Source organism: Pseudomonas sp. Pseusp3 (assembly GCF_047304225.1).
Taxonomy (GTDB): domain Bacteria; phylum Pseudomonadota; class Gammaproteobacteria; order Pseudomonadales; family Pseudomonadaceae; genus Aquipseudomonas; species Aquipseudomonas fluorescens_CD.
This window is the reverse complement of record NZ_JBGLYV010000180.1, coordinates 1-6,694: the sequence shown is the minus strand read 5'-3', so window position 1 is coordinate 6,694 and position 6,694 is coordinate 1. Positions and strand designations below refer to the sequence as shown.

The following is a 6,694-nucleotide window of genomic DNA, read 5'->3' as shown; positions in this document are numbered from 1 at the left end:
CCTCCCGAATACGCCCCGACCGCTTGAACTGCCGGCTTCCCGCCCGCCTCGCCTGCGCCTGCACGGTGCTCGCCGCTGATTCTTTCGCTGACTTGATCCCTTGAGTTCCAGGCCGCCTGCGGCCAGTCGAAAAACGCACTTTGCTACGTATCGGAGAGGCTTTATGAACGAGCTGATGACACTGGACGGCACCGCGCCGCACCCTGCCGTCGACGACCTGTGCACACAGGTCAGGAATGGCCGGATCAACCGTCGACAATTCCTGCGCACCGCCGCCCTGCTGGGCGTCACCGTGGCCAGCGCCAGCACCTTTATCGGTTCGGCGCTGCTCGGCGATTCGGCGTTCGCCGCCGAGGATCAGCCGCCGCGCCAAGGGGGTAGCCTGCGTTTTGCCTGCGCCATCCAGGAAATCCAGGACCCGATGCTGATCACCTGGATCGAAGCGTCGAACCTGCTGCGCAATTCCCTGGAGTTCCTGACCTGGGTCGATGCGCAGAACATCACCCACCCGTACCTGGCCGAAAGCTGGAGCCCGTCCGAAGACCTCAAGGTCTGGACCTTCAACCTGCGCCAAGGCGTGAAGTGGAGCAACGGCGACGAGTTCACCAGCGACGACGTCGAGCACAACATCAATCGCTGGATCGCCGCCGACTCCAAGTCGGTCAACCGCACCGCGTTCCAGGACGTTGCAACCTTCGAAAAAACCGGCCCGTACCAGTTCCGCCTGGTGCTCAAGCGCCCGATCCTGGCCGTTCCGGAAATGCTCAGTGCCTTCACCTGCACTCTGGTGCACCGCAGCTTCAAGAACGGCGACGACTGGACGAAAAACCCGATCGGCACCGGCCCGTTCAAGCTGGTTTCTTTCGCGGTCAACAAGCAGGCCACCTTCGCCAAACGCGCGGACTACTGGCGCAAGCCGGCCAACCTCGACGAACTGCGCTACGTCGACATGGGCACCGACATTTCCACCCATCTGGCTGCCTTGCAGGCCGGTCAAGTGGACGTGCTCTATCGCATCACCGTCGCCGAGCTGGACCTGGCCAAACGCTTGCCGGGGGCGCAGCTGCTGAGCTGCAAGTCGGCGCAAACCGTGGTCATGCGCATGGCCTGCGACCAGAAGCCGTTTACCGATGTGCGCATCCGCAAAGCCGTGGTGCTGTGTGCCGATAACGCGCAGATGCTGAAGATCGCCTATCGCGGCATGGGCACCCTCGGTGAAGACCACCACGTCGCGCCCTCCCATCCGGAATACTCGCCGCTGCCCAAGCGCGAGCGGGATGTGGCCGGAGCGAAAAAGCTGCTGGCCGAAGCCGGTTACCCCAACGGCATCGATATCGACCTGATCGTCGGCAACACCCAGGGCCGCTACGAACAGGACTGCGCGCAGATCCTGCAACAGAACTGCCTGGACGCCGGCATCCGCATCGCCCTCAAGGTGATCCCGGCCACCCAGTACTGGCCGATCTGGGACAAGGCGGCGTTCAGCCTGACCTATTGGGCACACCGCCCGCTGGGCGTGATGTCTCTGGAACTGGCCTACCGCAGCGGCGCCGCCTGGAATGAAAGCCACTACAGCGACCCGGCGTTCGACGCCGCGCTGGACAAGGCCATGGGCATCATCGATCCGCAGCAACGCGCCCTGGCGATGCAGGACGTCGAACGCATCCTGCAGGACGCCGCCGTGATGGTGCAGCCGTTCTGGGGTGACAAGTTCACCGCCACCAGCAAGAAGGTCCAGGGCTTCAAGGTTCACCCTTCGGACTTCTACCCAATGGATGAAGTCTGGTTGAGCGCCTGACCCGCAGCCCCGAAAGTGCCCGCCCACCGACCGGTGCGGCGGGCCGGCATCCCTTGATTAGCCGGAGCCTGCAAGCATGGCTGAATTTCTGTTACGCAAATTGATGGCGTTGATCGCGACCCTGTTGTCGGTGTCGCTGATCGTGTTCGTCGCCCTCGAACTGAATATCGAGGACGTGGCGATCAACGTCCTCGGCCCCTACTCCGCCGCCGACCAGCGCGCGGCGTGGCTGGTGGAACACGGCTACAACCAGCCGTTCCTGTGGCGCTACCTGGTATGGCTGAAGGATTTCGTCAGCGGCGACTGGGGCACCTCGGTGCACTTTCGCGAGCCTGTGATCAACCTGCTGCTGCCCAACCTTGGGCAAACCCTGATCCTCGCCGGGCTGGCGCTGTTGATCATGGTGCCGGTGGCTTTGACCCTGGGCATTCTGGCGGGCATTCGCCAGGGCTCGCCGGTGGACCGCCTGGTGTCGTTCCTGTCGATTGTTACCACGTCGATTCCGGACTTCGCCAGTGCGGTGTTCGTCTCGGCGATCTTCGTCTTCTGGCTCAACTGGCTGCCGGGCGTGAGCAGCATGAGCGAAGGCTTCAACGCCGCCGAACTGGCCCTGCCGCTGATGGTGCTGTGCCTGTTCGGCATCGGCTACCTGGCGCGCATCACCCGCGCCTCGATGGTCGAAGTGATGCAGGCGCCGTACATCCGCACCGCTCGCCTCAAGGGCGCGTCGACTTCGCGCATCGTCCTGCGCCATGCCCTGCGCAACGTGCTGATCGCACCGATCACGGTAATCATGCTGTACATCCCGTGGCTGCTGTCGAACGTGATCGTGGTCGAGGTGTTCTTCGCCTACAAGGGCTTCGGCTCATTGCTGTACACCGCCTCGCTGAACCACGACGTGTACCTGATCGAAGCCTGCGCCATGATCAGCGGCGCGGTGGTTGGCGCGACCAAAATCTTTTCCGACCTGGCCTACACCTGGCTCAACCCGCGCATCACCTTGCGCAGTCTTGGCGGAGGTGGCCAATGAGCTTCCTGCATTCGTTCAAACATCCTTTGGCCCTGCTCGGCCTGCTGCTGGTGGGCGGCTGGGTGCTGATCGCCGCGTTTGCGCCATGGCTGGCGCCCCACGACCCGCTGGAGAGCTTCAGCCCGTTGCTCACGCCGATGACCGCCGACCCCGGCGGCCAGAGCTTCCTGCTGGGCACCGACATGATTGGCCGGGACATTCTTTCGCGGCTGATCTGGGGCACCCGGACCGTGCTGTTCTGGTCGATCCTCGCCACCCTGACCGCGTTCGCCGCAGGCATCGCGATGGGCCTGTGTGCCGGTTACTTCAATGGCAAGGTCGACGCCTTCCTGTCCTATGTCGCCGACACCGTGCTGTCGTTCCCGGTGCTGGTGCTGTACATCGTGATCATCATCGCCCTCGGCGCTTCGGCGCTGAACATCCTGATCGCGGTGACCTTCACCAGCGCCCCGGCGATCTTCCGCATCATGCGCGCCCTGACCATCGACATCCGCTCCCGGGACTACGTGCTCAGCGCCATCACCCAGGGCGAAGGTTCGCTACGCATCATGCTGGTGGAAATCCTGCCCAACTGCGGCGGGCCGCTGATCGTCGATTTCTGCCTGCGCATCGGCTACACCGCGATCATGATCGGCGCCCTCGGCTTCCTCGGCCTCGGCCTGCCACCGCCGACCCCGGACTGGGGCGGCATGATCAACGAAGGCCGCAGCATGGCCATCGCGTTCCCGCACCTGGTGATCTTCCCGTGCATTGCCATCTCCACCCTGATGCTGGGCCTGAGCCTGCTGGCGGACGGCCTGGATGAACACGCCCAGAAAGGCGCAAGGAGCTGAGCATGAACAACCCACAGAAACTGCAACAAGTGCTGCGCGTGGAGAACCTCTCCATCGAACTGCCGGCCGGCGCCGACCGCAGCCACGCCGTGCACGGCATCAGCCTGGAGGTGCGCAAGGGCGAAATCCTCTGCGTGATCGGTGAGTCCGGCTCGGGCAAATCCGTGCTGTCGGCGGCGATCATGGGCGACTACGCCAAAGGCCTGCGCCACAGCGAAGGGGTGATCGACTTTCTCGGCGACGACATCTGCCGCATGCCGGACGATGCCTTGCGCCAGCTGCGCGGCAATCGCATCGCGATGATTTTCCAGGAACCCATGGCGGCACTGAACCCGGCGATCCGCATCGGCCGGCAAGTCGAGGAAATCTTCGACATTCATGCACCGCAAATGCCCGCCGCCGAACGTCGCGAACGCATGCTCGCCCTGCTCGACTCGACCCATTTGCCCGACCCGCCCCGGATAGCCAACAGCTTCCCGCACCAGCTTTCCGGTGGCCAATGCCAGCGCGTGGTGATCGCCATGGCCCTGGCGATGAACCCGGACCTGCTGATCGCCGACGAACCGACCACGGCGCTGGACGTCACCACGCAAGCGCAAGTGCTGAAACTGGTGCGCGAACTGCGCGGGCGCGGCCAGCACGGGATTCTGTTCATCACCCATGACTTTGGCGTGGTCGCGGAGATCGCCGACCGGATTGCGGTGATGGAAGGTGGGCGGCTGGTGGAAATCGGTGAGCGCGACCAGGTGCTCAATGCCCCGACGCACCCGTACACCCGCAAGCTGATCGCGGCGGTGCCGGCGCTGCACCCGGAACTCCACGTACCGAGTGCCGACGGCGAACTGGCGTTGCGCATCGAGCACTTGAACAAGACCTACAACGTCGGCGGCCGCTCGGTGGCGGCGTTGCGGGATGTCTCGCTGCAACTGCCACGGGGCAAGACCCTGGCCATCGTCGGCGAGTCCGGCTCGGGCAAGAGTACGCTGGTCAAAGCGGCGATTCGCCTGGTGGACAGCGACAGCGGTCACGTCTGGCTCGGCGACACCGACTTCCTGGCTTTGCGCGGGGCTGCGCTGGCAGCCAACCGACGGCGCATCCAGATGATTTTCCAGGACCCTTATGGCTCGCTCAATCCACGCCATCGGGTCGGCGACATCATCGCCCGCGCCGCGCAATTGCGTGGTTTGTCGGCCAAGGATGCGTGGATCGAAGCCGGTGATCTGCTGGAGCAGGTCGGGCTCAAGCGCGACGCCCTCAAACGCAAGCCACGGCAGTTTTCCGGTGGTCAGCGCCAGCGCATCGGCATCGCCCGCGCGCTGGCCATGCGCCCGGAAGTGCTGATCGCCGACGAAAGCGTTTCGGCCCTGGATGTGTCAGTGCAGAAGCAAGTGCTGGAGTTGCTCGCCGAACTGCAACAGCGGCTGAACCTGAGCATCCTGTTCATCACCCACGACCTGCGGGTGGCGGCGCAGATCAGCGACTACATCGCGGTGATGCGCCGGGGTGAAGTGGTCGAGTACGGCACCGCTGAACAGGTACTGCTCAGGCCGCAGAACAGCTACACCCAGACGCTGCTGGCGGCGGCCCCCGGCGCTTCGGCGATACAGGCCAGCCCTGTCGATGGCCCGGCGTTGAGACTGATCCGACCCCAGGCCCGATAACCCGAACCCCTTTCCCCACGCCGCTGCGTTCGCTGCGGCTTGGGTTGCTGTTGCCAACATAAAATCAAAAACAGGAGTAAGACTTTGCGCACAACTACCCTTCGCGCGATTCATTCCATGGCCCTGATACCGGTGCTCGGCGCCCTGGCGGCACCGGCCATGGCGATCCAGGTCACCGACAACCTCGACCTTGGCGGTGCCGTCCGCGCCCGCTGGGACTACGACCCGGACCGCGACATCCAGAAGTTCGGCCTCGACACCGTGTTTCTCAGCGCCAAATACAACTCCGACACCTGGATCGGTGAGGCCCAGTACCGTTTCTACGGCCGTTCCTATCCCTACCAGTACACCAGGAACTATGGCGACATCCAATTCGCCAAGTACGCGTGGGCCGGCTACAAGTTCAACCCCGACCAGCAGGTGCAAGTGGGCCTGAACACGGTGCCGTTCGGTTTGCAGCCGTACTTCGGCAGCACCTTCTACGAAACCCTGGGCAACGTCATCGGCCTGGAAGATGTGCAACAGGTCGGCGCCAAGTACATCCAGCAAAGCGGTGACTGGAATATCCAGGCCGGTTACTACCTGCGCCCGGCCTGGCAAGGCAAAGGCACCAGCAACGGCGTCACCTACTCCAGCGTGGTGTCGGAGGCCGACAGCTATGTGGCCGACGGCAGCGACAACCAGGAACGCAATACCATGGTGCTGCGCGTGGCCAAGGCGCTGGACCTGGGGCCATGGAAGTCCGAGGTCGGTGTTTCCGGCCTGACGTCGAGCATCCAGAACAGGGACACCGATAACGACGGCCGGCGCAATGCCGTGGCCGTGCACTACCTGGGCAAGAACGGCCCCTGGGGCGTGCAGTTGCAGGCAGCGCGGCAGCAGATGTCACCGCGCAACCCCGGCACTGATGAACTGGTGACCCTCGGCGGTTACGACGGCACCTACAACGTCGCCAGCCGCGGCAACCTGTACGTGGCGGACGTCAGCTATGACGTGGCCGGCAAGTACCTGTTCGACCAGGTCAGCGGGGTCAAGCTCTATGCCAACTACAGCGCCTTCGACAAATCCGCCGATGACTTCAAGACCTCCCAGCGGATGATCCTCGGCACCTCGTTCGCGGTCAGCAAATTGTGGGTCTACACCGAATGGCTGTTCGGCAAGAACGATCCGTACATTGGCGGCAGCAGCTATACCCAGAGCCTCGGGGCGGGTGGGACTGATCAGTGGGAGAACCAGTTGTACGTGAACATCGGCTACTACTTCTGATCCCTTGAGGACGCTTTCGCGGGGGGGGCCGCCCCCCCCCCCCCGGTGTTGGGGGGGGGGGGGTGGCGGCGCCGGAGCGCGCCCCAACAAAACAAAAAGGGGGGGT

Annotated in this window: 5 protein-coding genes; all 5 read left to right on the top strand. The window is 64.0% G+C overall.

Annotation, left to right across the window (positions count from 1 at the left end):
• Window positions 1-163: 163 nt before the first annotated feature.
• A complete protein-coding gene (locus ACCD00_RS29915) occupies window positions 164-1,798 on the top strand; it encodes an ABC transporter substrate-binding protein (RefSeq protein ID WP_413428812.1) in 1,635 nt (544 codons plus the stop codon).
• A 76-nt stretch (window positions 1,799-1,874) separates the two neighbouring features.
• Complete coding sequence (locus tag ACCD00_RS29910) at window positions 1,875-2,828, top strand: ABC transporter permease (protein WP_413428811.1); 954 nt, start codon at window positions 1,875-1,877, stop codon at window positions 2,826-2,828.
• Entirely contained in the window at window positions 2,825-3,661 is an 837-nt protein-coding gene (locus ACCD00_RS29905; RefSeq protein ID WP_413428810.1) for an ABC transporter permease, read from the top strand. The genes ACCD00_RS29910 and ACCD00_RS29905 overlap by 4 nt, the downstream gene beginning before the upstream one ends.
• A 2-nt stretch (window positions 3,662-3,663) precedes the next feature.
• Entirely contained in the window at window positions 3,664-5,322 is a 1,659-nt protein-coding gene (locus ACCD00_RS29900) for a dipeptide ABC transporter ATP-binding protein (RefSeq protein ID WP_413428809.1), read from the top strand.
• A 117-nt stretch (window positions 5,323-5,439) separates the two neighbouring features.
• A complete protein-coding gene (locus ACCD00_RS29895; RefSeq protein ID WP_413428813.1) occupies window positions 5,440-6,588 on the top strand; it encodes a hypothetical protein in 1,149 nt (382 codons plus the stop codon).
• The last annotated feature ends 106 nt before the right edge of the window (window positions 6,589-6,694 follow it).

Coding starts and splice junctions, on each gene's coding strand:
- ACCD00_RS29915 (WP_413428812.1), top strand. CDS start 164: ATGAACGAGCTGATGACACTGGACGGCACCGCGCCGCACCCTGCCGTC.
- ACCD00_RS29910 (WP_413428811.1), top strand. CDS start 1,875: ATGGCTGAATTTCTGTTACGCAAATTGATGGCGTTGATCGCGACCCTG.
- ACCD00_RS29905 (WP_413428810.1), top strand. CDS start 2,825: ATGAGCTTCCTGCATTCGTTCAAACATCCTTTGGCCCTGCTCGGCCTG.
- ACCD00_RS29900 (WP_413428809.1), top strand. CDS start 3,664: ATGAACAACCCACAGAAACTGCAACAAGTGCTGCGCGTGGAGAACCTC.
- ACCD00_RS29895 (WP_413428813.1), top strand. CDS start 5,440: ATGGCCCTGATACCGGTGCTCGGCGCCCTGGCGGCACCGGCCATGGCG.